The 25421-nt window shown below is 67.0% G+C and carries 21 protein-coding genes; 12 read left to right on the forward strand and 9 right to left on the reverse strand.

The genetic code is table 11. From position 1 onward, the window contains the following. Nucleotides 1-42: 42 nt before the first annotated feature. Nucleotides 43-522: a CYTH domain-containing protein gene (locus tag E8L99_RS09125; protein ID WP_137099243.1), complete on the reverse strand. Its 480-nt coding sequence runs from the start codon at nucleotides 520-522 to the stop codon at nucleotides 43-45. A 112-nt stretch (nucleotides 523-634) separates the two neighbouring features. Then, nucleotides 635-1459 (reverse strand): phosphodiesterase, encoded by an 825-nt coding sequence (locus E8L99_RS09130; protein ID WP_137099244.1) that lies wholly within the window; start codon nucleotides 1457-1459, stop codon nucleotides 635-637. Nucleotides 1460-1646: 187 nt separating this feature from the next. Here E8L99_RS09130 and E8L99_RS09135 point away from each other — a divergent pair, with 187 nt between their 5' ends. From E8L99_RS09135 to E8L99_RS09155, 5 genes are all read left to right on the forward strand, one after another. Continuing rightward, nucleotides 1647-2831: an ABC transporter ATP-binding protein gene (locus E8L99_RS09135; protein ID WP_137099245.1), complete on the forward strand. Its 1185-nt coding sequence runs from the start codon at nucleotides 1647-1649 to the stop codon at nucleotides 2829-2831. Beyond that, nucleotides 2824-3753 carry a carbohydrate ABC transporter permease gene (locus E8L99_RS09140; RefSeq protein WP_137099246.1) on the forward strand — a complete coding sequence of 310 codons (930 nt, stop codon included), beginning with the start codon at nucleotides 2824-2826 and terminating at the stop codon, nucleotides 3751-3753. Before E8L99_RS09135 ends, E8L99_RS09140 begins: the two co-directional genes overlap by 8 nt. Before the next feature lie 7 nt (nucleotides 3754-3760). Next, entirely contained in the window at nucleotides 3761-4612 is an 852-nt protein-coding gene (locus E8L99_RS09145) for a carbohydrate ABC transporter permease (protein WP_137099247.1), read from the forward strand. Between the two features lie 50 nt (nucleotides 4613-4662). Further along, nucleotides 4663-5925, forward strand: coding sequence for an ABC transporter substrate-binding protein (locus E8L99_RS09150; RefSeq protein WP_391527488.1), 1263 nt, complete (start codon nucleotides 4663-4665; stop codon nucleotides 5923-5925). Nucleotides 5926-6009: 84 nt separating this feature from the next. Continuing rightward, entirely contained in the window at nucleotides 6010-7302 is a 1293-nt protein-coding gene (locus tag E8L99_RS09155; protein ID WP_137099249.1) for an ABC transporter substrate-binding protein, read from the forward strand. A 133-nt stretch (nucleotides 7303-7435) separates the two neighbouring features. Here the strand turns inward: E8L99_RS09155 and E8L99_RS09160 are convergent, their stop codons facing one another. Both E8L99_RS09160 and E8L99_RS09165 read right to left on the reverse strand, forming a co-directional pair. Further along, the gene (locus E8L99_RS09160; RefSeq protein WP_137099250.1) at nucleotides 7436-7795 is read right to left on the reverse strand and encodes a hypothetical protein; all 360 of its coding nucleotides are present in this window, start codon (nucleotides 7793-7795) and stop codon (nucleotides 7436-7438) included. Nucleotides 7796-7833: 38 nt separating this feature from the next. After that, nucleotides 7834-11115, reverse strand: a complete 3282-nt coding sequence (locus E8L99_RS09165) for a carboxyl transferase domain-containing protein (protein WP_252511304.1) — start codon at nucleotides 11113-11115, stop codon at nucleotides 7834-7836. A gap of 322 nt (nucleotides 11116-11437) precedes the next feature. On the opposite strand from E8L99_RS09165, the gene E8L99_RS09170 reads away from it, so the two are divergent. Genes E8L99_RS09170 through E8L99_RS09180 form a run of 3 tightly spaced genes read left to right on the forward strand, consistent with a single transcriptional unit; the run spans nucleotide 11438 to nucleotide 14252 of the window. Further along, nucleotides 11438-11758 carry a (2Fe-2S)-binding protein gene (locus tag E8L99_RS09170; protein WP_137099252.1) on the forward strand — a complete coding sequence of 107 codons (321 nt, stop codon included), beginning with the start codon at nucleotides 11438-11440 and terminating at the stop codon, nucleotides 11756-11758. Then, a complete protein-coding gene (locus E8L99_RS09175; protein ID WP_137099253.1) occupies nucleotides 11740-13116 on the forward strand; it encodes an FAD/NAD(P)-dependent oxidoreductase in 1377 nt (458 codons plus the stop codon). The genes E8L99_RS09170 and E8L99_RS09175 overlap by 19 nt, the downstream gene beginning before the upstream one ends. After that, the gene (locus E8L99_RS09180; protein WP_137099254.1) at nucleotides 13113-14252 is read left to right on the forward strand and encodes an NAD(P)/FAD-dependent oxidoreductase; all 1140 of its coding nucleotides are present in this window, start codon (nucleotides 13113-13115) and stop codon (nucleotides 14250-14252) included. Before E8L99_RS09175 ends, E8L99_RS09180 begins: the two co-directional genes overlap by 4 nt. Before the next feature lie 15 nt (nucleotides 14253-14267). On the opposite strand, the gene E8L99_RS09185 is transcribed toward E8L99_RS09180, so the two are convergent. From E8L99_RS09185 to E8L99_RS09195, 3 genes are all read right to left on the reverse strand, one after another. Beyond that, a complete protein-coding gene (locus E8L99_RS09185) occupies nucleotides 14268-14963 on the reverse strand; it encodes a VIT1/CCC1 transporter family protein (protein ID WP_137099255.1) in 696 nt (231 codons plus the stop codon). Between the two features lie 2 nt (nucleotides 14964-14965). Next, nucleotides 14966-16924, reverse strand: a complete 1959-nt coding sequence (locus E8L99_RS09190) for a heavy metal translocating P-type ATPase (RefSeq protein WP_137099256.1) — start codon at nucleotides 16922-16924, stop codon at nucleotides 14966-14968. 170 nt (nucleotides 16925-17094) lie between these two features. Beyond that, nucleotides 17095-18153, reverse strand: coding sequence for a LacI family DNA-binding transcriptional regulator (locus E8L99_RS09195; protein WP_252511305.1), 1059 nt, complete (start codon nucleotides 18151-18153; stop codon nucleotides 17095-17097). A gap of 108 nt (nucleotides 18154-18261) precedes the next feature. Here E8L99_RS09195 and E8L99_RS09200 point away from each other — a divergent pair, with 108 nt between their 5' ends. The 4 genes from E8L99_RS09200 (at nucleotide 18262) to E8L99_RS09215 (ending at nucleotide 22478) form a co-directional block, all read left to right on the forward strand. Then, complete coding sequence (locus E8L99_RS09200; RefSeq protein ID WP_137099257.1) at nucleotides 18262-19278, forward strand: TRAP transporter substrate-binding protein; 1017 nt, start codon at nucleotides 18262-18264, stop codon at nucleotides 19276-19278. 87 nt (nucleotides 19279-19365) lie between these two features. Next, the gene (locus E8L99_RS09205) at nucleotides 19366-19905 is read left to right on the forward strand and encodes a VOC family protein (RefSeq protein WP_137099258.1); all 540 of its coding nucleotides are present in this window, start codon (nucleotides 19366-19368) and stop codon (nucleotides 19903-19905) included. 3 nt (nucleotides 19906-19908) lie between these two features. Next, entirely contained in the window at nucleotides 19909-21180 is a 1272-nt protein-coding gene (locus E8L99_RS09210) for a ribulose-bisphosphate carboxylase large subunit family protein (protein WP_137099259.1), read from the forward strand. Beyond that, complete coding sequence (locus E8L99_RS09215; RefSeq protein WP_137099260.1) at nucleotides 21177-22478, forward strand: four-carbon acid sugar kinase family protein; 1302 nt, start codon at nucleotides 21177-21179, stop codon at nucleotides 22476-22478. The genes E8L99_RS09210 and E8L99_RS09215 overlap by 4 nt, the downstream gene beginning before the upstream one ends. A 15-nt stretch (nucleotides 22479-22493) precedes the next feature. Here the strand turns inward: E8L99_RS09215 and E8L99_RS09220 are convergent, their stop codons facing one another. Together E8L99_RS09220 and pdxR are read right to left on the reverse strand one after the other, a co-directional pair. Further along, nucleotides 22494-23819, reverse strand: coding sequence for an aminotransferase class III-fold pyridoxal phosphate-dependent enzyme (locus E8L99_RS09220; RefSeq protein ID WP_137099261.1), 1326 nt, complete (start codon nucleotides 23817-23819; stop codon nucleotides 22494-22496). Between the two features lie 97 nt (nucleotides 23820-23916). Continuing rightward, entirely contained in the window at nucleotides 23917-25419 is a 1503-nt protein-coding gene (gene pdxR, locus E8L99_RS09225; protein ID WP_215907063.1) for a MocR-like pyridoxine biosynthesis transcription factor PdxR, read from the reverse strand. Nucleotides 25420-25421: the final 2 nt, after the last annotated feature.

Consider the following 25421-nt stretch of genomic DNA (forward strand, 5'->3'; position numbering starts at 1 on the left):
GAACAGCCAGGCGCGAGTGCACATCCGGGAACCGATGACGGGTCAGGTCGCGGGCCCGAGGGTTCCTGGGAGCGGGTCCGCCGCAATCAGCACGGAATTGCGGTAGCGCGGATCATGGGTCACCTCCGCGCCGATCCAGGGCGGCAGGGTGATCTCGTCCGCCTCGCTGGCGAGCTCAATCTCTGCGATGATCAGGCCGGTATGCCGGCCGGCAAATTCATCGACCTCCCAGAGCCTGCCTGCGAACAGAACGTCGTGGCGGGTCTTGATGATGGGCGGCAAGACGCAGAGAGCGAGCATGGTGCGCGCCTCGTCGAGCGGGATCGGGTATTCGAACTCGTCCCGCGTGAGACCGGAGCGCTCACCCTTGACGGTGAGGCTTGCCGCCTGGTCGCGGATGCGGACACGCACGGAGACATCCGGCGAGTTCGAGAGATAGCCCTGCTCGATGCGCGAGGCACGGGCGCCCGCACGCCAGCCGTCACCCTCAACCAGGAACTTGCGTTCGATCTCGATCGCCATTGGCTGACCTCGCCGCGCCTTGACAGATGCACTGCCCGCGCCTGATCGCGAGCTCCCGGGTTGGCGGACAAAGTCCGGGAGCGCCTGTCGGAGTGTCTTTATCCGGCCTGCATCAGACTCCCGGATAGTCGGGGTCGCGCAGGAACGGGAACGGCCCCGGCGCCCTCTCCACATAAGCGGTGTGGGTTACGAGGCCGGTGCCTTTGATCCATGTGTGGAGATGGTATGCAGCCGGTTCCAGATTGAAGTGTGCCGTCAGCTTATCGGTGAGGTCGAGCACCACCTGATGAGCAACGCTCGGCGCAACCATGGCCAGCGTGCCGCCAAACACAGTCTGGATCGGCCGATGATGATGCCCGGCCAGAACCCGCACGATCTGCGGATTGCGCCGGACGATCGCCTCGAACTCGGCCTTGCCCTCGATCAGGCTGATGCGATCCATGTGCTGCAATCCGCACAGGAAGGCCGGGTGATGCATGGCCACGATCGTCGGCTTGGCCTTGTCCTCGGCCAGCCGCTCTTCCAGCCAGGCCAGCCGCTCGGCGCAGAGCCGCCCGGCGCCTGATCCAGGGATCACGGTATCGAGGCCGATCATTCGAACCGGGCCGAGATCGGTTACCCACTGGGCGAAGGTCGGATGCTGGGACAGACCGGGATAGTCGGCGAGCAGCGCCTTCAGGTTCTCCCGCCGGTCATGGTTGCCGGGGATGAGCCAGACGGGCATCGGCAGGCGGCCGAGCATGCGCTTCAGGTTATCATATTCGGCTGGCAGCCCATTATCGGTCAGATCGCCAGTGATCAGAACAAGGTCCGGGCGCGGATTGAGCGCGAGAACAGCCTCGATGGCCCGCTCCGTCAGCATGTTGGTCTCCGCTTTCCGATAGGCCGGAAGGCCGTGCGGACGCACATGAAGATCGGTCAGGTGGGCGATGAGCATGGTCGGTTTCCCCAAGGGTCGGTCTGACCGCTGCCTAAGCCACGCTCCATGACAGTGCGACGACAGGTAGCCGGCCCGCGACTCTCGTCATGGTCACGTCGTCCAACCGTCTGGGAAATGTCACGGGGACGTTGCCGTTCTGTCGTCCGATCCGCGTAACCCGGCTCCATCACGGAGTTTGGAAGTCATGCCCGGCATCGTCCTCGACCGGATCGAGAAATCGTTTGGCGAAACCCGCGTCCTGAAGGGCGTGTCGCTCGCTTTCGATGCCGGATCCTTCGTCTCGCTGGTCGGCCCCTCGGGCTGCGGCAAGACCACGCTGCTGCGCATCATCGCCGGTCTCGAACAGGCCGATCGCGGCACGGTCACCATTGCCGGCCGCGCCGTCAGCGGCATGCGCGCCGCCGACCGTGATGTCGCCATGGTGTTCCAGAATTACGCGCTCTATCCGCATCTGACGGTGGAGCAGAACATGGCGCTGCCGCTGGTCATGCGCCGCCTGTCGACGCTTGAACGGACGCCGTTCATCGGCCGTCTGGTCTCCGGCACGGATCAGCGCCGCTCCGCCATCCGGGCAGAGGTCGAGGAGGCCGCTCGCCTTCTCTCGATCGACCATCTGATGGAGCGCCGCCCAGGCCAGCTCTCCGGCGGCCAGCGCCAGCGCGTGGCGCTCGGCCGCGCCATCGTGCGCCATCCCAAGGCCTTCCTGATGGACGAGCCGCTGTCGAACCTCGACGCCGCGCTGCGCCACGACATGCGCCGCGAACTGGTGGAGCTGCACCGGCGCGTCGGCGTCACCACGGTCTATGTCACCCACGACCAGGCCGAGGCCATGACCATGTCGGACCGCGTGGCGGTCATGCTCGGCGGCAATGTCCTGCAGTTCGGATCGCCGCGTGAGGTCTATGACCAGCCAGCGACGATCGATGTCGCGCGGTTCATCGGCTCGCCGCGGATCAACATCCTGCCGGCCGAGATCGGCCCGGAAGGCCAGGTCATGATTGCCGGCCACGCGACCGGACAGGTCGGGCCCCGCTCAGGCGGCAAACTCGACATCGGCATCCGCCCCGAACATCTGACGGTTGGCGAGATCGGCTTTGCGGTCGATGTCCGCCATGTCGAGTTTCTCGGCTCCGAAGTTCTGGTTTATGCCCGCGAGCCGCGCCAGGGCAGCGACATCATCCTGCGTCTCGCACCGGAAGCGTGGGAGAGCGCGCCGTCGCGCCAGGTCCTGCGGGTCACCCCGATGGCGGGGCGCATGCTGGCTTTCGACACCTCGGGCAAGCGCGTCGAACTCGTCGCCGCCGGCATCCAGGCGGCCGTACCGGCCAGCGAACGCGACATCATTCCCCGCGTGCCGCGCTATGTCTGACGCGACCTTTCCCCACGGACTTGCCACCGCCGGCCCCGCTGTCCAGGTCCGGCTCAGCGAATCTCTCGCCGCCTGGCTGCTGACGGCGCCATCCATCATCGCCTTCGTGCTGATGCTGCTCATCCCGACGCTCGCCGTCGTGGCGATCGCCTTCAGCGACTACGAACTGGGTGCATCCAGCCTGCGCTTCGTGGGCCTGGCCAATTTCGCCGAGCTGATGGAAGACCGGGGCTTTCTGACCTCGTTCCGCAACACCGCCTTCTTCGTCGCAGTCACGACGCCGGCTTCCGTGATCGGCGGGCTGATGCTGGCCCTGCTGATCGAGAGCGGCACGCGCGGGCGCACCTTCTTCCGCGCCGTGTTCTTCCTGCCTGTCGTCTCGCTCATGGTCGCGATGGCGACGGCCTTCCAATACATGTTCCACCCGACCATCGGCCCGGTGAACGCGGCGCTCCGCACCCTCGGCATCGTCGGCCCCAACTGGCTCGGCTCCTCCGACAGCGTCATGTGGACCCTCGCCGTCATCGGCGTGTGGGAGCAGATCGGCTTCAACATGGTGCTGTTCCTGGCGGGGCTCACCGCCATCCCGCGCGACCTCTATGCGGCCGCCGAAGTCGATGGCGTGCGCTCCGCCTGGTCGCGGTTCTGGACGGTCACCTGGCCACTGCTCGGCCCCACCAGCCTGTTCGTGCTCACCATCACCATGATCCGGTCGCTGCGGGTCTTCGACATCGTCGCAACCTTGACGCAAGGCGGCCCCAACAAGGCGTCCGAAGTGCTGCTCTACACGATGTACACCGAGGGCTTCACTTTCTTCCGCATGGGCTATTCGGCCGCCATCACGGTCGTTTTCCTCATCGCCGTGGTGATCCTCATGCTGCTCCAGACGCGCGTGCTCGACCGCCGCGTTCATTACGGGTGAGGCGCCGATGACCCCGTCCTCCCCGCATGACAAGAGCCTTGTCGCCGACTTGCCGCGCCTCGCGCTGCTCTCGATCCTCGGCCTTCTGTTTCTGCTGCCCTACATCTGGATGGTGTCGGTCTCGCTGAAGCCTCTGGACGAGGTCTGGCGCGCGTCGATGTCGCTGATCCCGGAGACCTTCGCCATCGACAAGAACTACGGCCGGGTGTTCCGCGAGGTGCCGATCGGCCGATATCTCCTCAATGGCGTCATCGTCTGCGGCGGCATTCTCGTCTTCCAGCTCGCCTTCGCCCTGCCGGCCGGCTACGCGCTGGCCAAGCTCAACTTCCGCGGTCGCGAAACCCTGTTCGCCTTCGTGATGCTCGGCCTGCTGATCCCGGCCCATGTGCCGGCGATCCCGCTCTACATCGCCTTTGCCAAGACCGGCGTGCTCAACACCTATGCGGCGCTGATTGCCCCCTCGACCATCTCGGTCTTCGCCATCTTCATGTTCCGCCAGTTCTTCCGCGCCATGCCGGACGAACTGATCCACGCCGCCCGCATGGACGGGCTTGGCGAATGGTCGATCGTCTGGCGCATCATCATTCCGAATGCCTGGCCGGCCGCCACCGCCTTCGCGATCTTCTCGGTGGTGGCCCATTGGAACGACCTGTTCTGGCCGCTGATCGCCGTCTCGGGCAAGGGCGAGCTCGCAACGCCTGCCCTCGGCGTCATCTATTTCCGCACCGAAGAGGCCGGCGACGATTTCGGCGCGCTGATGGCGGCCGCCACCATCACCACGATCCCGCTGGTTGCCGCCTTCCTCATCGCTCAGCGCCGCTTCATCGAAGGCATCACGATGACCGGTCTCAAGGGATGAGCCCGGTTCCGCAATCGCCCGTCCATCCGGAGATCGCCATGACCATCCGACTGACACGACGCACCGTCCTTGCCGCGGCCGCCGGCCTTGTCGCCGCACCGCGCGTCGCGCTGGCAGCTCCCGTCGAGATCGACGTCCACTACGCCATGCCGGCGGTCTACAAGGACGTCATGGATCGCCTGGCGGCCGACTTCATGGCCCGTCACGCCGACATCAAGGTGACCTATCGCCAGGCCAGCGCCGGCTATGACGACGGCACCCAGCTGGTGCTGCGCGAGGCAGTGACCGGCCGCCAGCCGGATCTGACCTTCCAGGGGCTCAACCGCCTGCGGGTCGTCACCGAGCGCGGGCTCGCCGTCGATCTCGCTCCCCTGCTGAAGGCGGAAGGTGACAGCGCCAAATTCGGCTACACGCCGGAACTGCTCGGCCTTGGCAAGGCCGGTGGCATCCAGTCGGGCCTGGCCTTCGCCACCTCCAATCCGATCGTCTTCGTGAATGCCGATCTGTTCCGCCGGGCCGGGCTCGACCCCGACCGGAAGCTGACGACCTGGGACGAGATCATCGAGGCCTCGCGCAAGATCTCGGCTCTCGGCGATGGCATCCATGGCGCCTATTACCGCTGGCAGGGCGACTGGATCTATTCCGCCCTGCTGTTCGGCTTCGGCGGCCGGATGATGAGCGAGGACGAGCGCGAGATCGGCTTTGCCGGTCCCGAGGGCCGTGCCTCCATGACAGTTCTGGATCGTCTGGTACGCGAGGGCGGCATGCCGGCGCTTGCCGGCGAAGCCGGGGCCCAGGCCTTCGCCGCCGGCAAGGTCGGCATGTATTTCTGGTCGACCGCCTTCCTGCGACAGGCCCTGAATTCGCTCGGCTCGAACTTCAAGCTGACGACCTGGGAGTTTCCGCTCGGCGACAAGGCCCGCGGACGGCTGCCGACGGGCGGCGCGGCCGGCATGGTGCTGGCCAAGGATCCGGCCAAGCAGCAGGCGGCCTATCGGTTCCTGCGGCATTGCACCTCGCCCGAGGGCACGGCGGTCATGGTCAAGGGCACGGGCTATGTGCCGGTCAACCAGATCGCGACCGAGGATCCCCGCCATCTCGGCGACTTCTACCGCGACAATCCGCTGTTCATGACCGGGGTCCGCCAGATGCCGATCATGGTGCCCTGGTACGCCTTCCCGGGCACCAATGGCGTCCGGATCACCTCCGTCATCTCCGACAATCTCAGCCGCGTCGTGGAACAAAAGGCCAGCGTCGATGTCGCGCTGGCCGACATGGCCCGCGAAGTGACGCGCCTCCTGCCGCGCGCCTGACAGCCGTTCATGCCCCGCCGCGCCCGCAGGGGCCGGCCGGCGGGTTCACCCCCCACGCCTTTCCGTCCCCGAACCGAGGTTGCCATGTCCACGACGTTCACCCGCCGCTCGACGCTCGGCCTGATGGCCGGCGCCGCCACCATTGCCATGCCGCATGTGGTGCGTGCCCAGACGATCGAGGTCGTCGCCCATTATTCCATGCCGCCGATCTTCAAGGCTGCCATGGAGGCCGTTGCGGAGGCCTTCAACAAGACGAGCGACAAGGTGAAGGTCACCTATGTCAACCCGACCCCGACCTATGAGGATGGCGCCCAGCTCGTGCTGCGCCAGGCGACCACCGGCGGCCTGCCGGACGTCTCCTTCCAGGGCCTCAACCGCCTGCGCCTGTTCGCCGAGCGCGGCATCGCCGTCGAACTGAAGCCGTTCCTCGCCCGCGAAGCCGACGTGAAGAAGCTTGGCTATTCCGACCCGATCCTCGGTCTCGGCTTCCATGGCGGCGTCCAGTGCGGCCTGCCCTTCGCCACTTCCAATCCGATCAGCTACCTCAATGTCGATCTCCTGAAGAAGGTCGGCTCGAGCCTCGAGACCTTCCCGAAGACCTGGGACGAGGTGATCGCCCTGTCCGCCAAGATTGCCGCTCTCGGCGACGGCAATTCCGGCATGTTCTTCCGCTGGCCGGGCGACGACTGGATGTTCTCGGCTCTCCTCTACGGCCATGGCGGCCGCATGCTGACCGAGGATGAGAGCAAGGTCGCCTTCGACGGCCCCGAGGGCCTCGCCGCCGTGAAGCTGCTCGACCGCATGGTGAAGGACGGCAAGATGCCGAACCTCGGCACCGGCACGGCCGACCTTCAGGCTTTCGGAGCCGGCAAGATGGGCATGATGTTCCGCACCACCGCGCAGGTGCGCCAGGTCGCGGGTATGGTCGGCAGCAATTTCGAGCTGCAGACCACGACCCTGCCGGTGATCGACCCGGTCAAGGGCCGCCTGCCCACCGGTGGCGCCGGCGCCATGATGACCGCCAAGGACCCGGCCCGTCAGGCCGCGGCCTGGGAGTTCATCAAGTTCGCGACCTCGGCCGAGGGCACGACCCTGATGGCCAAGAACACCGGCTATGTGCCCTGCAACCAGCTCGCCATCGACGATCCGATGTATCTCGGCGAGTTCTACAAGGCCAACCCGCTGTTCCAAGCCGCGACCAAGCAGGTCCACCTGATGATCCCGTGGTACGCCTTCCCGGGCCAGAACTCGGTGCGTGTCACCCAGGTCATGGTCGATAATCTCGCCCGCATCGTCGAGCAGAAGGCCTCTCCCGAAGAGGTCCTGCGCGACATGTCGCGCGAAGTGACCCGCCTGATCCCCCGCCGTCAGGGCTGATCAGTCGCCCCGACCGACTAACGGCTCCCCCCGGAGGATCATCATCTTCCGGGGGAGTTTCTGGATGCAGCGAAGCGGAGATCCGTGGCGCGAGAGCCGGGCCCGTCCACCGGTCTGCCGCGGTTCGAGCATGTCACCACCTGACCGGTGGCTTGCGCAGAAAGAAGCGCATGAACGCATAGGCTGCCACCGCCATTCCTCCCAGCACGATCATCACTCGGATCGCGATGATCGCCGTGAACTTCAATGGCTCTTGGGCATAGGCGGCGGGACGGTTGCCGCTGCGCGGCAAGCTCACAGATCCTGTCTGGTAGGCCTCGACGAAGGCGGCGAGGTTGAAGCCGATGAGGAACACGACGATACCCGCGATCACGAGGGTGCCCACGACAATCTCCAGGATGCGCGTGCCGGACGTCGGTTCGGGATGTGGATTTTGGACCATCGGCGCCTCCTGAGCCGTCGCGATCTTAGTCGATATCGACATGCCGGCCATTGGCCGCAACATCGCCGCCGATGATCATCCCGCTGACGTCACCTCGGCGCAATGAACGGGCGGCGCTTGCCCGCGGTCCGCTCCGGCCTGGCAGCCGATTTCAGCCCCCGGACGATCCAGTGGCGCGAGTCCGTCGGATCGATCACGCCGTCGATCTCGAGGAACGACGCCATGTTGATCGCCTTGCCGAGCTGATAAAGCTCGTCGACATGGCGCTGGTAGGTCGCCTCCCGCGCGACCGGATCGGTGATTGCGGCAAGCTCGTTGCGATAGCCGAGCCGGACTGCCCCCTCGATGCCCATGCCGCCGAACTCACCGGTCGGCCAGGACACGATGAACATGGGCGCCGAGAACGTGCCGGCGGCCATGCCCTGCGCGCCGAGGCCGTAGCCCTTGCGCAGCACGATGGTGAGCAGCGGCACTGACAGATTGGCGCCCGACAGGAACAGTCGCGCGACGCGCCTGACGAGCGCGGTCTTCTCCGCTTCCGGCCCCACCATGAAGCCGGGCGTGTCGCAGAGCGACAGGACGGGCAGGCCATAGCCCTCGCAGAGCTCGAGAAAGCGGGCGCCCTTCTCCGCGCCCTCGGCATCGATCGCGCCGCCGAGATGGCGCGGATTGTTGGCGATGAGGCCCATCGGCCGGCCTTCCACCCGCACCAGGGCGGTGATCATGCCGACGCCATGGGAGGGCCGCAGCTCCAGCACGGAGCCCGTGTCGCAGAGCAGCTGGATGACCTCGCGGATGTCATAGGCGCGGAGCCGGTTCTCCGGGATCGCGGCCCGCAGGCGGTCCTGGTCGGCGCAGGTCCAGTCGGCGACCGGGCCCTGGAAATAGGAGAGATAGCGCTTGGCGGCATCCACCGCCTCGGCTTCGTCTTTCACCAGAATGTCCACCACGCCGTTCGGCGCCTGAACGCTCATCGGGCCGACCTCCTCCGGCGCGAAGACGCCAAGGCCGCCGCCTTCGATCATGGCCGGGCCGCCCATGCCGAGATTGGCATTCTCGGTTGCTATGATTACGTCGCAGCAACCGGCGACCGCCGCATTGCCGGCAAAGCACCGGCCGGACACGATGGCGATGGTCGGGGCAAGACCACTCAGGGCTGCGAGCATCCTGAAGGTCGGCACATCGAGGCCGGACACGCCCATATGGTCGGTCTCGCCCGGCCGCCCGCCACCACCCTCGGCGAACACCACCACTGGCAGCCGCTGTTCCTGGGCAATCCGGAACATGCGGTCCATCTTCTTGTGGTTCATGAAGCCCTGGGTGCCGGCAAACACCGTGTAGTCGTAGGACATCAGGATGCAGCGGGCCGCGTCGTCTTCGAACAGATGGCCGTTCACCGCGCCGATGCCGGTGATGAGCCCATCGGTGGGGCTCATCTCACGCAGTTCCTCGACGCTTCTGCGGCGGCGCTGGGCCGCCAGCACGAAGGCGCCATATTCCAGGAACGTGCCCTCGTCGCACAGATCGTCCATGTTTTCGCGGGCGGTGCGCTGGCCGGTCTTCCGGCGGCGGGCAACCGCCTTCGGCCGGTTCTCGTCGAGCAGTTCGGCCTGCCGCTGCCGAAGCTCTGCAAGGTCGGGCCGGACATAGTCCGGATCGTGGGCGGCCGTGTCGCTGGCGGCGGCTTCCACCTCAGCCGGCTCGACATGCAGGAGCGGGTCGTCGGCATCCACATTCTCGCCGGCTGCGCGGGCAACCAACCGGACGATGCCGGCGATCGTCGCATGCACCACATGCTCCATCTTCATCGCCTCGATGATGGCGACAGGCGCTCCGATCGCGACGAGTGCGCCCTCGGCAACTTCGATCGACACGATCCGTCCGCCGGTCGGCGAGATGATTGGCTCGGTTCCGTCGGGGCCGCTCAGCGCCGACGCCCGTAAGGCCTGATCGGCAGCCACAGGCATGCTCGCAGAGAAGCGGTCTACCTGTTTCGCGCCTGCGGTCAGGCCCGCCGCCCGGCGTTCCACCAGGCCGGTGTCGAAGTGGCCAGCCATGACGTCGGGGTCGTCGAGCAGGTTCTGCAGGAAGCTGCGATTGGTCTCCACGCCGGCAATCCGGAACTCCGACAGGGCGCGGGCAACCTTTGCGCGCGCATCGTCCCACCGTCCCGACGGCGCAAGGGCGACCACCTTGGCAAGTAGGGAATCGAAGCTCGTCGTCGTGCGATAGCCCGAATAGCCGAAGGTCTCGATGCGGATGCCGGCGCCGCCCGGCGGATCGAAGGCGGAAAGCGTGCCGCCGGTCGGTACGGCCGATCCGTCCGCTGCTACCCGCTCCATGTTGACGCGCACCTGCACCGCCATGCCGCGGGTCGCGATGTCAGCCTGTGCGAGGCCGAGCCCTGCCAATGTCTCGCCGGCGGCAAGCCGGATCTGGGTCTGGACCAGATCGACGCCGGTGACCTCTTCGGTCACCGTGTGCTCCACCTGCAGGCGCGGATTGGCCTCCATGAAGACGAAGCGGTTCTGCGCCTCGTCGACCAGGAACTCGACCGTCGTCAGCGTCACGACCCTCGCGGCGCGGGCAAGCGTCAGGGCGGCGGCGCAGACGGCGTCGCGCAGAGCCGGCGCCAGATTGGGAGCCGGCGCGATTTCCACCAGCTTCTGGTGGCGGCGCTGCAGGCTGCATTCGCGTTCGAACAGATGGACGATCGCACCGCTCCGGTCGCCCGCGACCTGCACCTCGATATGGCGGGCGGGGCGGATCAGTTCCTCGACATAAAGCGCATCTGATCCGAAGGCGGCGCGCGCCTCGGACCCGGCCCGGCGATAGGCCTCGGCAAGGTCTTCCGCGCGCTCCACCATGCGCATGCCGCGCCCGCCGCCGCCGGCCAGCGCCTTGACCATCACGGGACGTCCGCCGAGCGACGCCATGAAGGCCTCCGCCTCGGCAAGGCTGGTGGCGCCTTCCGTGCCCGCCGCCAGCGGCACGCCGGCCTCGCGGGCAAGGCGTCGTGCCTCGGCCTTGTCGCCGAAGCGCTCCAGCGTCTCGGGTGAGGGGCCGATGAAGGTGATGCCGGCACTCGCACAGGCCCGCGCCAGCACGGCATTTTCCGAGAGGAACCCGTAGCCCGGATGAATGGCATCGCAGCCGGTGGCAAGCGCCGCGCCGACCACCGCATCGACATCGAGATAGGCCGCAGCGCCCGATCCGGGCAGCTGCACGGCCTCATCGGCCCGCGAGACGTGAAGCGATGTCGTGTCTTCCGGTGCATAGACGGCGACGGTGCCGATGCCGAGTTCGGATGCCGCACGCGCAATCCGGATTGCAACTTCACCCCGGTTCGAAATCAGCAATCGGCGAAACATCGGATGTGTCATTCCATGACATGAGGATCAAGAGGGGACACGTTCTCGCAATAATACCGACCTGGCAATGGTCTTCCGTGCGGCTGGCGCGGTGCCCTTGTTTCGTTGCCAAGCCTATCGCGCTCCCCTGCAATCGCCAGATCGGTCAAACGGCCCGCGCCCCGCAGGCCAGTTGCTCGCTCACCGCAAAGCTGACCCGGGCGCCGCTCCGATCGTTGCCCTGTCCCTGCATTTGATCGCGACAGGGGCACCGCCAGCGCATGTGGTCAGTCCCGGTCACGAGCGATATGGAAGACCGCAAGGTGCAGAGCGGAGGAACGCGATGGCAACTGACCCCAGCGCGCGATTTCAGCGGCTCGGCGAAACAGACCGTCCGCCCGTCCACTTCGAGGTGGATGGCGCGCCTGTGACGGCACTTGCCGGCGACAGTCTGATGGTCGCCATCCTGACCAACCGTCCGGCATTGCGCCGTTCCGAATTCGGGCCCCACAAGCGGGCTGGCTTCTGCATGATGGCGGCCTGCCAGGATTGCTGGGTCTGGACCCGCGACGGCGAGCGTCTGCGCGCCTGCGACACACCGGTTCGCGCCGGGCTTTCCATTCTGACCGAACAACCGGACATCACATGGCCGATCCGCGCGTGATCATCGTTGGCGCAGGCCCGGCCGGCGTGCGCGCCGCCGAGGTCCTGGTGGCCGCGGGTCTCCGACCCGTTCTGGTCAATGAGGGACCGCGCGACGGCGGTCAGATCTATCGCCGGCAGCCCGATGGTTTCCGCCGCCCCCCAAGCGCGCTCTACGGCACGGAGACCGCGCGGGCCGAAGCTCTCCACAGCACGTTCGATGCGCTGAAGGACAAGATCGATTACCGGCCGAACCATCTCGCCTGGAACGTCACGGCAGGCGCCCTGCATACGGTCTCTGACGGCGTGGCCGACGAGATCCCATTCGATCGCCTGATCGTCGCATCCGGTGCGACCGACCGGCTGATGCCGGTGAAGGGCTGGGAACATGCCGGCGTCTACAGCTTGGGTGCCGCGCAGATCGCCTTGAAGGCCCAGGCCTGTGCCATCGGCCGCAGGGTCGTGTTCCTCGGCACCGGGCCGCTTCTGCAACTCGTTGCCTCGCAATATCGCAAGGCTGGCGTTGATGTCGTGGCGCTGCTCGACACGTCGCCCCTGTCGGCGCAGATCCGGACGCTGCCGAAGCTTGCGGCACGTCCCGATGTGCTGCTGAAGGGTGTCCGCCTGGTCGCAGGCCTCATGCTGTCAGGCGTCCCGATCCATCGCGGCGTCACGCCCGTGGAGATCCAGGGCGACAGCGAAACTGGAGTGTCCGGCGTCACTGTGCGACTGGCCAGCGGCGCCCTCCGACACTTCGACTGCGATGCCGTCGGCCTCGGCTATCATCTGCGTCCCGAAACCCAGTTGGCCGATCTCGCACGCTGCAGCTTCTCTTTCGATCCTCAAACGCGGCAGTTCCGCCCCGACATCGACGTGGACGGCCGCTCGACCACCCCCGGCGTCTATCTCGCTGGCGACGGCGTGCTGACCCAAGGCGCCGACGGCGCCGAGATCGCCGGCAAGCTTGCCGCCTATGCCGCGCTTGCCGATGCCGGGCGGACCGTGCCGCAGGCTGAGATCGCAAGGCTGCGGGCGGAGCGTGCCACCATGGAGCGCTTCCGCATTGGCCTCGTGGATGCCTATCCCTGGCCGCATGACCTTGCTGCTGGCCTGCCTGACGAGACCGTTCTCTGCCGCTGTGAAGGTGTGCTGGTCGGCGAGGTCCGTGACACCGCGCTCGCCAAGGGCGCCAGCGAGATCAACCGCGCCAAGGCGCTGAGCCGGGTCGGCATGGGCCGCTGCCAGGGGCGCTATTGCGGTCATGCCGCCGCCGAGGTCGTGGCGGCCGCGACGGGCGCATCGCTTGAGAGCGTCGGCCGCTTGCGCAGCCAGGCACCGGTCAAGCCGCTGGCCATCCGCACCCGGAAGGCCGTGCCATGAGCGAACCCATCCGGAGCGATGTCATCATTGTCGGCGGCGGCATCATGGGCGCCGCCACCGCGTTCTTTCTTGCGAAGCGCGGCCGCAGCGTCGCCCTCATCGAGCGCGGTCTGATCGGCCAGCAGGCGAGCGGCACCAATTTCGGCAATGTGCGACGGCAGGGGCGTTTCCTGCCCCAATTGCCACTGGCGAACCGCTCGCGTGCGATCTGGGGCCGGCTTGGCGAACTGCTCGGCGAGGATGCCGAGTTCCTGGCCTCCGGCCATATCCGGGTCGCCTATGCCGAGGACATGATCGGGGTCATGGAGACCTATGCGCGCGATGCCCGTGCCTATGATCTCGAGCTTGAGATGCTGTCAGGCAATGCGCTGCGCGACCGGTTTCCGTTTCTAGGCCCCGAGGTGCGCGGCGGCTCCTATTCGCCCCATGACGGCCATGCCAATCCGCGCCTGGCGGCCCCCGCCTTCGGCCGCGCGGCAGCGCGGGCCGGTGCCCAGATCTTCGAGAATACCGAGATCGTGCAGGTCGAGAAGGACGGCGCGGGGTTCAGGGTCGAAAGCGCATCGGGCCAGGTGTTCCGGGCGCCTGTGCTGATGATCTCGGCCGGCGCCTGGGCGAACCGCCTGTCGGCCCAGTTCGGCGAGCCGGTCGCGGTCGTCGCGCACGGCCCCCAGATGGCGGTGACCGAGCCGGTGCCCTATGCGATCGAGCCGGTGATCGGCGTCTCCTCCACCAATGTGGCGGAAGGGCTCTATCTGAGGCAGGTGAAGCGCGGCAACATCGTGTTCGGTGGCGGCGGCCGCGGGCCGGCCGATACCGAGACCCGGCGCGCCACTGTCGAGCCGATGTTCACGCTGCGCAAGATCGAACAGATCGCGCGTGTTGTGCCAGCGCTGAGCCGGCTCTCGATCATCCGGGTCTGGAGCGGCATCGAGGGCTACCCGCCCGATGAATTGCCGATCATCGGTCCCTCGGCCAAAGTCGACGGCCTGCACTACGCCTTCGGTTTTTCCGGCCACGGCTTCCAACTGGGTCCGGGCGTCGGCGACGTCATGGCGGAATTGATCGACACCGGCCAGACATCGACGCCGATCGAGGCCTTCAGCATCAGGCGCTTCCTGCAGCCGGGGGCGTAATCCGCCGCTTGCCCGTCAGACGGCGTGGCCGACCAGCGCGCCGATCGCGGCACTCGCCGCCATGGCGAAGGCTCCCCAGAAGGTGACGCGGATGGTCGGCTTCAGGATGCCGGCGCCGCCCACATAGGCGCCAGCGGCCCCAAGAGCCGCGAGGCTGACCAGCGACCCCGACGACACGACGATCGATGTCCAGGCGGTCGGTGTGAAGAACGCCATCGCCACGGGCAGCGCTGCACCCACCGCGAAAGTCGCAGCCGAGGTCAGCGCGGCCTGGACCGGACGGGCCACCACATGGGCCGACAGGCCGAGTTCGTCGCGGGCATGGGCGGCAAACGCATCCTTGGCGGTCAATTGCTCGGCCACCTGGCGGGCCAGATCGGGCTCGATGCCGCGGTCGACATAGATCTGCGTCAGTTCGGCGAGTTCCGCCTCCGGGGTCTCGGCCAACTCGCGCCGTTCGCGGGCGAGATCGGCCGCCTCGGTGTCGGCCTGCGAACTGACCGAGACATATTCGCCAGCTGCCATCGACATGGCGCCTGCGACCATTCCGGCGACGCCTGCGACCATGACCTCGCTTGACGTCGTCGCTGCCGCCGCCACGCCGACCACCAGGCTGGCCGTCGAGATGATGCCGTCATTGGCGCCCAGCACCGCGGCGCGCAGCCAGCCAATCCGCTCGATGAGGTGATTTTCGCGATGCAGCGGGCGCATGGTCAGGCCTCTCGGGCAGGAGCTTGGGGAGCGGGCGCGGGGCTGCCTGCCGAGAAGCGCTCGCCAAAGGACAGAAGCCTGGCCGAATTGGACAGGAAGGCCAGTTCCGACCCCACATGGATGAAGGCCGCGAACAGCGGACTGAGGTGGCCGGTTGCGGCGAGCACCATGCCCACCGCATCCACGATGAGCGTGCCGGCAAAGTTCTGCCAGATGATGCTGCGGGTGCGCCGCGCGATCTTCAGCGTTTCGACCAGCTTGCCGAGATCGCTGCCGATCAGCACCACGTCGGCGCTTTCCTTGGCGATGTCGGTGCCCGAGCCCATGGCGATGCCGAGGCTGGCGGCGGTCAGCGCCGGCGCATCATTGACGCCGTCGCCGACCATGGCGACGAGGCGGCCAGCGGCCACCAATTGCTTGACGCGGGCAAGCTTGTCCTCAGGCAGCATCCCGGCCTGCACCTCGGCAATGCCGAGATCGGCCGCCACGCGATCGGCAACCGTCTGGGTGTCGCCGGTCAGCAGCAGCGTGCGAATGCCGAGCGCGCCAAGGGCCGCCATGGCCTGCTTGGCTTCGGGCCGGATTGGATCGGCCACCACGATGTCGCCGAGGAAGCGGCCATCAGCGGCGACCAGGATCTCCGAGCCGGTCGCATCGTCGGGGATCTCCGGCACCGCGATTCCAGCCTCGGCCAGCAGCTTGCGATTGCCGACGAGAACGATCCGGCCGTCGACCTCGGCCGTGATGCCCCGTCCGAGCGTGTAGGCGAAGGTCTTCGGCTCGACAACGGCAAGCTTGCGGCGGCGGGCTTCCGCAACAACGGACTTCGCCAGCGGGTGTTCGGAATGAAGTTCAGCCGAGGCCGCGAGTGCCAGGAGTGTGTCCTGATCCCCTGCATCCGCCGGCCGGATCGCCTGCAAGGCCGGTTCGCCGTGGGTCAGCGTGCCGGTCTTGTCGAGAACCACCGTGTCAATGCGGCCGAGGGTCTCCAGATGGATGCCGCCCTTGATGATGGAGCCGAGCCGTGCCGCGCGGCCGATGCCGCCGAGGATGGCGAGCGGCGTGCCGGCGGCGATGCCGCAGGCGCCAGCCACGATCACGACCGAGATCGTGTCGCGGATATCGCGTGTGATCAGGAACGTGATGGCCGCCGCCGCCATGGCGACATAGACGAGATAGCCGGCCAGCCGGTCGGCGAGCTTCTGGACCGGCGCGCGCGACTTTTCGGCCGTCTCGACCGCCTCGATGATCCGCCCATAGCTCGTGTCCCGGCCCACATGCTCGACCAGGATGTCGAGCGTGCCCATCTGGTTGATCGAGCCGGCGAACACCGCATCGCCCGGCAATTTCTCCGCCGGCATGGATTCACCGGTGATGCGCGACTGGTCGACATAGGAATGGCCCTCCGAGACCGCTCCGTCGACCGGCACCTTTTCGCCGGGATGGACGACCGCGACATCGCCGATCGCCACATCGCCAATCGCGACCTGGATCAATTCGCCGTTCCGGCGCACCCGCGCCTCCTGGGGCACGAACTCCACGAGGTCGAGGATGGCCTGCCGCCCGCGCGCGATCGTCAGGTGCTCCAGCTCCTCGGCGATCAGCACGAAAAGGGTGACGACCAAGGCGGTGAAAAACTCCGAGATTGCCGCCGCCGCGATGATCGCGATGGTCATCGACAATTCCATCGTCATCCGGCGCGCCACCAGATTGTCGAACGCCTCCCGGAAGATCGGCCATCCCGCGATGGCCAGCGCTGTGATTCCGATGACGCTCACGCGTGGGAATGGCTCGTAGACGGCGAACCAGACCAGCGCCGCGCCGATGGCCGCCACCGCGATGCGCACGATGGAGAGCATTTCGAACGGCGCATGCTCATGCACATTGTCCGGCGCCGGGTCGGCGTCGGGCACCGGTTGCATCTGGGCTGTCGAAGCGGTCGAGCCGGTTGCGGATGTCATGATGAGCCCTCGAAGGCGCAGGTCGGCGTCACAGATTAGAATAATTCTAAATAAGGACTCCGCGACAGCAATGCAACTGCAAGCTGCCCTGCTTCCGAATAGCGCCTTTGGAGCGTTCGGCCCTTGACCGATGACAAGTGTCGCTGCCGTGCCGTGTGCCAGTGCCAGTGCTAGGGCAGGTTCTCGCGGAGCACGATCTCGGTGCGCGGTCGTTCGATTCCCTGGCTGGCTGGCCGTCCAGCCCTGAGATTCGAAAAGATCGTCATGCAATCCATCAGGGAGGCATGCGGATTCTGGGTGATCACGGCGTCCATCGTGCCATCGATCAGCAGGGCACGTGTGGTGTCGGTCAACCCATGGCCGACCAGGACGATGTCCCGGCGTCCCGCCTCGGTCATCGCGCGCGCGATCCCCTCCGGACCTCCGCCGATATTGTAGATCCCGGCGAGATCAGGATGGCGTGCCAGCAGCATCTTGGTCTGCCGGTAGTTCTTGGCTTCGTCGTCGTGCCCCTCCCGGAGGCCCACGACCTCGATGGTTGGAAATAGCTCCTGGAACAGGTGCAGGAACCCCATTTCGCGCTCCTCATGGGCGCGATAGCTGAGGCTTCCGGCAATGATCGCCACCTTGGCCGGCCTGGGGCCGATGAAGCGCGCGATGAGATAGCCCGCCGTGCGGCCGGCAGCGCGATTGTCGAGACCGACATAGGCCGCACGCCGGGAACTCGCGATGTCGGAGATCAGGGTGACGGTCGGCACGCCGCGATCGGCCAGCCCGTCGACGGCCTCGCGCACGGCCGGGTGCTCCAGCGCCATGAAGGCGATGCCATCCGCCTCGCGGGCGGCCTGGCGCAGGTGGTTGGCGAGAAGTTCCGGCTTGAAGCCCTCGATATAATCGACACGGGCGCGGATGCTCAGTGCCGCAAACTGGTCATGCAAGGTGCCGACGAGGCGCCCGAGCATGGTCAGGAAACGGTTGTTGCCGGCTGGCAACAGGAAGGCCAGCCGCAAGGGCCTGAGCGCTGCCGCAGGCAAGGTCCCGTGTTCCGGCACATAGCCCAGCGCACCGGCGACCTTCAGCACCCGCTGGACCGTGACCGGACGCACGCCCGGCCGCTCGTTCAGCACCCGGTCGACGGTTGCGGTCGAGACGCCGGCGAGCCGCGCCACATCGACAATGCGCGGCAGGTGGCGACGGGGCGGATCCGGATCATGCATCGCAGACAACATCAAAAACCATCAGGAAATGAGTTTGACGCACCTCACGCGCGATTCCTATCGTGATCGCGCGCCATCATCAAAAACGTCAATCGCCCCAGCGATGGCCGGGAGGAAACCATGACCAGCCTGACCCGCCGCACCCTCGTGGGTGCGATCGCCGCCGCGCCTGCAGTTTCCATCGTCGCCAGCCCGCGCGTGGCGCGCGCTGCCGAATTCGAACTGAAATATGGCAACAACCTGCCACTGAGCCATCCGCTCAACATCCGCGCGGAGCAGGCGGCCGAGCGCATCAAGAGCCGGTCCGGCGGGCGAGTGGAGATCAAGATCTTCCCGAACAACCAGCTCGGCGGCGATACCGACATGCTGAGCCAGGTGCGCTCGGGCGGCATCACCTTCTTCACCCCCTCGGCGCTGGTCATCGCAACCCTCGTGCCTGTTGCCGCGATCAATGCGGTGGGTTTTGCCTTCACCGATTACAATCAGGTCTGGAAGGCGATGGATGGCGGCCTGGGCAGCCATGTTCGCGAGGCTATCGCCAAGCTGAACCTCTTCGCATTCGAGAAGATGTGGGACAACGGCTTCCGCCAGATGACCACCAGCGGTCGCCCGATCCAGACCGCCAAGGACATGGATGGCCTGAAGATCCGGGTGCCGGTCAGCCCGCTGTCGATTTCCATGTTCAAGGCCCTGTCTGCTGCGCCTGCCAGCCTGCAGTTCAGCGAGGTCTATTCCGCGCTGCAGACCAGGGTCGTCGACGCCCAGGAAAACCCGCTGCCGATCATCCAGGTCGCCAAGCTCTACGAGGTGCAGAAGAGCTGCGCGATCAGCAACCACATCTGGGATGGCTTCTGGTTCATCGCCAATGGCCGCGCCTGGCGCGGCCTGCCGGCTGATCTCCAGAAGGTCGTCGGCGATGCCATCAACGATGCCGGCATGGCCCAGCGCGCCGATATCAAGGGGCTGAACGAGACGGTGCAGGCCGATCTCACGTCGAAGGGCCTCACCTTCAACGCCACCGATTCCGACAGCTTCCGTGCGAAGTTGCGCGACGGCGGCTTCTATGGCGAGTGGAAGAGCCGCTTCGGCGATGAAGCCTGGGGCCTGCTCGAGGGCGCCGTCGGCAAGCTGGCCTGAGCCCGCCGCGTCCGAATCGATCGCATCCGGGGCATGATCCATGCCCCGGTAGCCTTCCCGTCTGATCGTCAAACGAAAGCAAATGCCATGAGCCGCTTCTTCGGCCAGATCCGCCAGGCGGGTTATGTCGTCCCCGATATCGAGGCGGCGATGGACTACTGGAGCCGCGTCCTCGGCGTGGGGCCGTTTTTCTACAACGATCGCGTTCCGATCAGGAACTACCGCTATCGCGGCGAGGCCTACGAGCCGCACAATTCGGTGGCGCTCGCCAATTCCGGCCCGCTGCAGATCGAACTGATCCAGTGCCGCAACGACGTGCCCTCGATGTATCGCGACTTCACCCGGGCCGGGAACACGGGCCTGCAGCACGTGGCGTACTGGACCGAGAGCTATGATGCCGATCTCGCGCGGCTCACCGCCCAGGGCTTCGTTCCGGTGATGAGCGGAGAGGTCGGCGAGCGCGGCCGCTTCATCTATTTCGACACGGAATTCCATCCGGGAACGGTGATAGAACTGTCCGAGGTCGCAGGCCCCAAGGGCGAGATGTTCCGTCTCATCCGCGAGGCGGCCGAAACCTGGGACGGGTCCGACCCAGTCCGGCCTTTCCCCGACCTGAGCAAGCTCTGACCCATGACGTCCGCACGCTTCACCGCATCCTATCTGATCGAGACGCCGCTCGATCCCGCCAAGGTGGCGGAGGTGATGGCGGGGGAGCAGTCCTGCGGCACGTTCAAGCGCGTGGCAGGCGAGACGGATGCGCTGCGTGAGCGTGCCCGTGCCGATGTCATCGGCATCGAGGATCTTGGCCAATCGGACATCCCGGGCCTGCCCAATGCCTGGCTGGCGCGCTCGGGCATTACAGGTCCCTACCGCCGGGCGCGCGTGACGATTTCCTTCCCGATCGACAATGTTGGCGCCAATCTCGCAACGCTCGCCTCGATTGTCGCCGGCAACCTCTTCGATCTCGGCGAGGTCACGGGCCTCCGCCTCGACACGATCAGCCTGCCGGCCGAGTACCGCCGCCGCTTCCCCATGCCCAGCCAGGGTGTAGCGGGCACCCGTCGCCTGGCGGGGGTGCCAAACGGACCGCTGATCGGCTCGATCATCAAGCCCAATGTCGGCCTGACCGTTGCGGACACCGCCAGCCTCGTCGACACGCTGTGTGCGGCGGGGCTCGACTTCATCAAGGACGACGAGATTTCCGCCGATCCGGTCCACGCGCCATTGGCCGAGCGCATCCCCGCTGTGATGGCCGTCGTGCGCCGCCATGCCGACCGCACGGGGCGCAAGGTGATGGTCGCCTTCAACATCACCGACGAGACCGACGCCATGCGCCGCCATGCGGACCTCGTCGAGCGTGAAGGCGGTACCTGCGTCATGGTCAGCCTCAACTGGTGTGGCTTCTCAGGCGTCGAGACGCTGCGCCGCTCTACCGGCCTCGCGTTGCACGGCCATCGCAATGGCTATGGCGGCTTCTCGCGTCACCCGCTGCTCGGCATCTCGTTCCAGGCCTATCAGGTGCTCTGGCGGCTGGCCGGCGTCGACCACATGCATGTCCATGGCATGCAGGGCAAGTTTGCCCAGGAGGACGGCGAGGTCGTCGCCTCCGCCCGCGATTGTCTCAGCCCCCTCGCCGATGGCGTCGATGACGCGGTGATGCCGGCCTTCTCGTCAGGACAATGGGCCGGCACTGCACCCGTCACCTACGCCGCGACCGGCACCACCGATCTCCTGTTCATGGCGGGTGGCGGCATCATGGCCCATCCGGCAGGGCCTGCGGCAGGCGTCGCCAGCATCCGCCAGGCCTGGGACGCTGTCGCAGCCGGTGAGGATCTGGCAACCGCTGCCATTCGTCATTCAGAGCTTCGTGCCGCCCTCGATTTCTTCGGAGACAAGGGGTGATCCCGGCCGGCCCGCGCCTCGGCTGGTACGGCGACGATTTCACCGGCGCAACCGACACGCTGGCGGTGCTGGCCCAGAGCGGCTTGCGCGCGCTGTTGTTCCTCGACATCCCGACAGACGAGCATCTGGCCGCTGCCGGCCCGCTCGATGCCCTTGGTGTCGCCGGCGCGACCCGCGCCATGGCGCCGGAACCGATGGCCGAGGAACTGACGCGGGCAGGGCGCTTCTTCGCCGATCTCGGCGTCGATATCCTGCACTACAAGTGCTGCTCCACCTTCGACAGCGCGCCCCATATCGGCAGTATCGGCCAGGCGGTTCAGACTCTGCGCCGGCGGTTTCGCAACGCAATCGTGCCGATCGTTGGCGGCCAGCCCAATCTCGGGCGCTACTGCCTGTTCGGCAACCTTTTCGCGGCGGCCGGCATCGGCGGCGAGGTGCATCGCATCGACCGCCATCCCACCATGAGTGGCCATCCCGTGACGCCGATGGGCGAGGGCGATCTTCGCAAACATCTGGCACAGCAGGGTTTGGGCTCGATCGGGCTGATCGACTATCGCAGCTATGAGGGTGACGACGTCGACAATGTCGTATCCCGGCTAAAGACATCAGGCCTCAACGCCCTCCTCATGGATGTCTCGCGGGTATCCGACCTTCCCGTCATCGGCCGTTTTCTCTGGCAAAGTGCCGCTGCCACACCCTTGCTGGCTGTCGGTCCGAGCAGTGTCGCGCAGGCGCTGGTCGCCGACTGGCCGCACACCCGCATTGACGACGCCGATTCCGAAGCCCGCGCAATCGACCAGCGCACAGGCCCGGTTCTGGCACTCGTCGGCAGCCTGTCGCCTGTGACGCGCGCTCAGGCAGACCGAGCCACGCATTTTGACAAGATCGCTGTCGAGGCCTCGCAGCTGGTGGCCGATCCCGCCTATGCCGCGTCGCTGGCTGGCGAAGCCTGCGCGCTGCTCGCCGCTGGACGGAACGCCATGCTGATTACCGACCGTCCGGCAGGCAGTCCGGAGGGCTCGGCGGCAACCGCCTTTGCCACCGCGGCATTGCTCAATTCGGTGCTAGAGCACGCGTCGATCTCGCGCCTCGTGGTCGCGGGCGGCGACACCTCGAGCATGGCGATCAAGGCGACCCGCATCTGGGGCCTGTCCTATCGCGCGCCCATGGTGCCCGGCGCGCCGCTCTGCCGGGCCCATAGCGACGATCCGCGGCTAGATGGTCTCGATATCGTGCTGAAGGGCGGGCAGATGGGGCCGCCTACGTTCTTCGATGATGTCATGCCGGGCAGGTCCTGACGCCGCAACAGGCTCTCAGTGCGCCGTCTGCATAGCCGCATTGTGCTCGCGGTCAGCCAGAGCGAGGCTCTCGTCCAGGATCGCCAGGAGTTGCTCGGACTCCGCCTCCGAAATGATGAGCGGCGGCGCCAGAAACAGGGAGATCTGCTCGCCGCTGGTGCCGATCACGGCGCCGGACGCCAGCGCATGGGCCGAGACCCGGGAGGCGATCGGCGCATCGGGGGTATCGGCGAGCCAGTTCCGCCAGTCGGGGCCATGCAGCTCGATGGTCCAGTGCAGACCCTGGCCGGCAACCCGCGCGACGCTCGGATGGCGTTCGGCGATCTCCTTGAGCCGGCGGGCATAGAGCCCTTCGAGCGCATGGACGCGCGCCAGCAGGTCTTCGTCGCGGACGATGCCGAGATAGGCCGAGACCGCCGCCATGGCCATGGGGTGGCCGCGAAGCGTCCCGTAATTCTGCCAGCTCTTGCCGTCGAGCTCGGCCGCCACATCCTTCGACAGCACGATGGCCGCGACCGATACCATGCCGCCGCCTAGCCCCTTGCCGAGCGTCACGATATCCGGCCGGCTTTTGCCCCCCTGGAAGGCGAAGCCGCGGCCGGCGCGCCCGATGCCGGTCACCACCTCGTCGGCGATCCAGTAGGCACCTTCGCGCCGCGCGATGGTGGCCACCGCGTCCTGATAGGCGCCGTCGTGGTAGTAGCCGCCCTGCGTGTAATCGAGGATGACCGCCGCGGAATCGCGGAGCTGTTCCGGAGCGCCGGCAAGGGCCTGGTCCAGCGACGGGCGCGGGCGCATGGCCTCGGTGCCCGACAGATAGACCGCGCCCTCGGGCGCCGGCAGCACATGAACCGGCGCGCAGGGCGGCGGTACCTTGGTCCCGCCATTCGGCGCGGCAAGGCCGCCATGCCAGTGCGGTTGCACGGTGACGTCGCGGCTGAGCCCCACAAGCCCGTGATAGGCGCGCTCGCGGGTGGCAATCGCCTTGCGGCCGGTCAGTGCCTGCGACAGCGACAAGGCGACGTCGTTGGCCTCGCTGCCCGACAGACAGAAGCGCACGGCACCGGCCCAGTGATGCTCGCCGGCAAGGCCGATCTCGAACAGATCCTCCGCCGCCTGGTCGCGGCCCTTCCAGCTCCAGCCTTCGCTCACCATGGGCAGATCGGCAGCCTTGCGCAGTGCTTCCGCCATCACCGGATGGCCATGGCCGAGCGGTCCGCCGGTATTCGATCCGTCGAGAACCTTCTGGCCGTTGCTCAGGTGAAAGTGGACGCCCTTGCCACCGACGACCTGGGGCGCCTCGGTGCCGGCATTGAGGCCCGTCCGCAACAGCCTGCTCATAGCCTGTGTCCTTGAATGTGAGGGTGCCAGACTACGTCCGCCGGATGGCCTGCGACAGCGCCAGAAGTCACGGCCGTCGGTGGGCCAGATGCGTCACTCATGCCGGAAACGCGCCGATCACCTGGGCGAGACGCCGATGCGCCTCTTCGGTCGGCAAGCGGCCATAGCCGACCAGCAGCCCCTGGCGGTCGGGTTCGCCGAGATAGCATTGCGACAGCGGCTGGATGAAATTGCCCGAGCTTCGGCTGAGGTGGGAGGCCTCGCGATCGCTGATGCGGGACGCGAGCGAGGGCTTGAACAGGGCGGTCAGATGCAGGCCTGCCGGCGTCGGCGGTATCTCCAGTTCATCCGGCAACAGCGCCTGCAAGGCATCGATCACGGCGCGCTGGCGATCGCCATAGACCTTCCGCATGCGCCGGAGGTAACGCAAGAGATGGCCCTGGCGCAGAAACTCGGCGAGCGCCGGCTGCGCCGTGCCGGCGGTATGGACGTCGATCCGGCCGCGGCCTCGCCCAAAGGCCTCAAGAAACTGCGTGCTGGCGACGAGATAGCCGATGCGCAGGCTGGGCAGCATCACCTTCGAGAACGTGCCGAGATAGACGACGCGCCCCATGCGATCGAGCGACTTCAGCGAGGCCGTCATGCTGTCGCGGTGGCGGAATTCCGAGTTGTAGTCGTCCTCGATGATCCAGGCGCCGGTGCGGTTGGCCCATTCCAGCAATTCCTGCCGGCGCTCCAGCCCCATGGCGATGCCGAGCGGAAACTGGTGCGACGGTGTCACCACCGCGAGCTTCGCATTGGGCGCGCGCCGGATGCCCTCGGCGACGCAGAGGCCCTGGTCGTCGACCGGCACCGGCACGAGCTTCGCGCCGGCGGCCTTCAGGCTCCAGCGTGCCTCGATGAAGCCTGGCTCCTCCACCCACACCTCGTCGCCGGGATCGAGCAACATGCGGCAGCAGAGATCGAGCGCGCCGGAACTGGCGGAGGTGATCGCAACCTCCTGCGGGTGGCAGAGCAGGCCGCGCACCGTGCCGAGATATTCGGCGGTCGCCTCGCGCAGTGGCTGCCATCCCAGCGGCGACATGTCGAACGAGGCCGAACGCTGCGGATTGCTCCAGGTCTGCCGCAAGAGCCTGGACCAGACATCGAAGGGAAAGCCGGAAATGTCCGGCGTACCCGTCGAGAACGGCGATCCCAGATCGAAGTCGTAGGCGGTGTCGAGGACGGAGCGCCAGCGCTGCGACAGCCATTGGTCGTCGGTCGCGGCCGTCGAGGGTGGCGCGGCCGGCCCCGAGGCGCGGGCGGCTGCCGCCACCTCCACGCCACCGCGCGGCACGGAGCGCAGATAGCCCTCGGAATAGAGCAGGTCGAAGGCGGTGAGCACGATGGCGCGCGAGCAGCCGAGCTCGGCGGAGAGCTTGCGCGATCCCAGCAGCTTGGTTCCCGCCGGCAGCCTGCCATCGAGGATCTGGTTGCGTAGATGGGCTGCCACCTGCTGGTAGAGCGGCAGATCCGAGGCGCGGTCGAGCCCCATCCCGGCCATCGACATACGCTGGCCGGTGGCGCTGGCTTTCCTGGGTCGTGCCGCCGCCTTTGCCATCC

This window comes from Phreatobacter aquaticus, assembly GCF_005160265.1.
Classification (GTDB): Bacteria; Pseudomonadota; Alphaproteobacteria; order Rhizobiales; family Phreatobacteraceae; genus Phreatobacter; species Phreatobacter aquaticus.